The 3,490-nt window shown below is 58.9% G+C and carries 4 protein-coding genes; 3 read left to right on the top strand and 1 reads right to left on the bottom strand.

Features of this window, described 5'->3' with window-relative positions:
• Positions 1-388, top strand: a 388-nt coding sequence (locus tag CT676_RS43175) for an ABC transporter substrate binding protein (protein WP_275552153.1), incomplete at its 5' end; no start/stop codon positions are given.
• Between the two features lie 255 nt (positions 389-643).
• Positions 644-1,984: a Na+/H+ antiporter NhaA gene (gene nhaA, locus CT676_RS43170; RefSeq protein WP_135217303.1), complete on the top strand. Its 1,341-nt coding sequence runs from the start codon at positions 644-646 to the stop codon at positions 1,982-1,984.
• A 455-nt stretch (positions 1,985-2,439) separates the two neighbouring features.
• Here nhaA and CT676_RS43165 read toward each other — a convergent pair whose 3' ends face one another.
• A complete protein-coding gene (locus tag CT676_RS43165; RefSeq protein WP_135217302.1) occupies positions 2,440-2,934 on the bottom strand; it encodes a DUF4142 domain-containing protein in 495 nt (164 codons plus the stop codon).
• 157 nt (positions 2,935-3,091) lie between these two features.
• Between CT676_RS43165 and CT676_RS43160 the strand changes: the two genes are divergently transcribed.
• The gene (locus tag CT676_RS43160; protein ID WP_135217301.1) at positions 3,092-3,271 is read left to right on the top strand and encodes a hypothetical protein; all 180 of its coding nucleotides are present in this window, start codon (positions 3,092-3,094) and stop codon (positions 3,269-3,271) included.
• Positions 3,272-3,490 lie beyond the last annotated feature (219 nt).

Below are 3,490 nucleotides of genomic sequence, written 5' to 3'. Positions count from 1 at the left end.
GGTGCGCTCGCCCGAGGAGATCGCGCCGCAGCTCGAGGCCAGCAAGGTCGCAGGAGCCGGCGGCCTTGCGATTCTCGAGGACCCCTTCACGTTTAGTCAACGGACCGAAATTGCCGCTGCCGCCTCCCGCCTGCGTTTGCCCGCTATCTACGGCTACCGCGAGTTCGCGGAAGCAGGCGGCCTTATGTCCTACGGCACCGATCATGGCAAGCAATGGCGGCGCGGCGCGGAGATTATCGACCTCATCCTCAAAGGCGGGAAGCCGGCAGACATCCCCGTCGAGCAGCCGACCACGTTCGAGCTTGTCATCAATCTCAAGACGGCCAAGGCCTCGAACATTACCGTGCCGGCAACAATCCTGGTCCGTGCTGACAAGATCATTGAATGAGCGTCGCGACTTCCGGAATTGGCCCATCGCTTCCGTTGACGCGGTGCAGCTACATGTCAGTTCATCGGGGCAGACCGGAAGTTTGCAGCCGAGCGCGACACCGACGCCCTTGACCCAGAACAGACATTGGTGACCGATCACTCCTCCGAGGTTGAATTGTCGCCATCGCGATGTATAACGGCGTACGGGTGCTCGCTGCATTGAGCAGCGACAGGTCAAGCGATGGTCGGGCCGCCACGCGGAAAGCGTGCGCCCATGAACGATAGCTCTTCATTCGACAATCTGCGGAAAGCCCAGCGGCTGGCGGAACAGGCCCTCAGCACCCTGCATAGGTTCCTGCATGTTGAGGCTGTCAGCGGTGCCGTGCTCCTCGCGGCCGCGGCCGCTGCACTAATCTGGGCCAACTCTCCGTTCGCTCATAGCTATCACGCCTTTTGGAACCTTCCGCTCACAATCGGTGTCGGCGAATACGTCTTTTCCCGGTCGCTGCATTTCTGGGTCAACGACGCGCTGATGACCGTCTTCTTCCTGGTCGTGGGCATGGAGATTAGGCGCGAGGTCCATGAAGGCGCACTGAGCAGACTCGACCAAGCCATTCTGCCGCTGGTCGCGGCGACTGGTGGCGTCATCGTCCCGGCGCTCATCTATCTGAGCCTCAACATCGATCCGGCTAGAGCGCAGGGCTGGGCCGTGCCAACCGCGACAGACATCGCCTTTGCCGTTGGGGTGCTCGCGCTGCTTGGACGAACGATCCCGGTCAATGTGCGGGTCTTCCTTCTTGCTCTGGCGATCATCGACGACATCATCGCAGTATTGATCATTGCCATCTTCTACACCGCCAGCCTTCAGCTTGGTGGTTTCATCATCGCGTCAATTGGCGTTCTCGCGGTTTTGGGATGTCAGCGGATTGGGATCGGTTCTGCGCCCTTTTACGTACTGCCCGGTTCTTTGGTTTGGATTGGGTTCATGGTAGCCGGCATCCATCCAACCCTTGCAGGTGTCGTGCTCGGGCTGATAACTCCGGCACGCGCCATACCGATGCCGGAGCCCCCGCTGGAAGTCGTGTCGCGAGTGCTCAAGCAGTTGCGAAGCAGCGATGTGGTGAAGGCAAGGGATCCGCACCTGTTAGAGCAACCGCTGCGAGACCTTCGCATAGCTCACCGCGAGATATTGCCGCCGGTGTCGCGGGTGCAGATGGCAATGCATCCGTGGGTGGCTTACGGCGTCATGCCGATCTTCGCGCTGGCGAATGCCGGCGTCAGCTTAACGGGCGCTGATCTCTCCGCAGGGGGCCACCTGGTGATGATGGGCACTGCGCTTGCCTTGGTCGCTGGGAAACCGCTTGGCGTCGTCGGTGCGACTTGGGTCGCGGTACGACCGGGCTGGTGCCGCCTTGCTCCTGGAGTCACGTGGGGTGGCGTCTGTCTGGTCGGCTTGCTGGCTGGTATCGGTTTTACAATGTCGATCTTCATCTCGATGCTCGCCTTCTCCGATCAAGGATTATTGAGGGCGGCGAAACTGGGCGTACTCTTCGGTTCGCTTGTCGCCGCCACACTCGGCCTTGGCTGGGGCGCGACCTACGTTCGACGTCAGTGAAAGCAGCGGCATTCGTTAAGCATTTCCGGTTATGCGGATGCCATGTTGCGGGCGTTGGGGCAGTTGCTGTTGCGAGGTGCGGTAAGCGTTGCGGGCGCCGCTCTGACGGCCCTCTGCATCGCTGGTGTTCTGTCGTTGGTGGCGACGCACTTTCCGACCAAAAAACAAGCAGTCGTCGAAACCATCGCGCTCAAGATCGGTTGCCTACCCAGCCGATGCGGTACGAGGGTGAACACTGAGCATTAGCGGGAACAGCGATGCTTTCTGGGATGGAGTATCCACACTGGTTTATGCTCGCCGGAGCTGTCCTCGTGCTGGCGGGATTAATCGGTTAAGCCCGGCCGCCGGCTTACGCGAGCGATCCGCCCGGCACCAGTAAACCGACGGGATAATCTTCCGCCCGGCGCTTTGCATATCTTTGCCGCGATCCTGCCGCCCCAATTCCCACCGTCGGATCAATTACCGCTCTTCAACGATTTTGCGGTGTCCAGGTGCTTTTGCAACGTATCTATCTGGCCGGAAGCATATTCTCCAGCAGCATCCTTACTTTTCGAGGCCTTTTTGTACTCGGCGATATCCTTTTGATGGTCTGCGACCATGTGAGTCGCGAACATTTTGTCGAAGGCCGCGCCGGACATTTTTGACATCTTGTCATGTTCGGCTTTTTGCTTCGCATTCGGTCCGCTTGGTGCGTTCATTCCCAGTCCCCGGGAAGCTTCTAAAGCCTTCTGATTGGCGGCAGCGTGGTCTGTGGAAAGCATTCTGCCGTACGACTTGACGGCATCGCTTTGGCCGTTCTGCTGTGCCAGCTCTCCCATGCTCACTTCAGCGAAATTGCCCTCGATTGCCTTCTTGAGGAACGTTTCGCTTTGCTTATCTTTCGCAGATGCGTTGGCAATTGACAGCGCCATCAAGGTTGCCGTCCCGAGCGATAAGAGGATTTTGTTCAAGGCACACTCCTCTGAGTTGTTTGTCGATGAACACGCCAATGATAGAAGAGGTTCCAATTGAGCGCCCGGTGCGAACGGGCGCGCGGCCCGGTTGCTAGAGTTGCGAACCACGAGCCATGTTGTTAGACCGCGCCCTCAACACTGAGGGAGCGCCGAGTTGGCTAAGAAGAAAAAATTGGTTCGCCGCGAGTGGACCGCTGCCGACATCAAGGAATTGAAGGCCCACTCGAAGGCTCGGACGCCTGTCGCCAAAATAGCCAAAATGACCAAGCGAACCGAGGGAGCGCTACGTCAGAAGGCGCTCAATCTTGGAATCGGATTGGGGCACCAGCGGTAATTGAAACTCCACCGATTGCATCCGACTGCCAGAATTCGATACTGTTTTAACGCTCGCATCTGCGCGCTCATGTGCAGACTGCTGCGTCCGTCAGGGCTGCCGGAGAGCTTTGCGGCCTTTGGGTTGAGGGCTCGCCTTCGCCAGCCCCGGCGAGTCCCACCTCAGTCAGCGAAGCTGACGCATTTAATTGTCCCACAGTGTAACATCGACGACATTGCG

The organism is Bradyrhizobium sp. MOS001 (genome assembly GCF_004634465.1).
Classification (GTDB): Bacteria; Pseudomonadota; Alphaproteobacteria; order Rhizobiales; family Xanthobacteraceae; genus Bradyrhizobium; species Bradyrhizobium barranii.
This window is presented reverse-complemented; position numbering and strand designations above follow the sequence as displayed.

Coding starts and splice junctions, on each gene's coding strand:
- nhaA (WP_135217303.1), top strand. CDS start 644: ATGAACGATAGCTCTTCATTCGACAATCTGCGGAAAGCCCAGCGGCTG.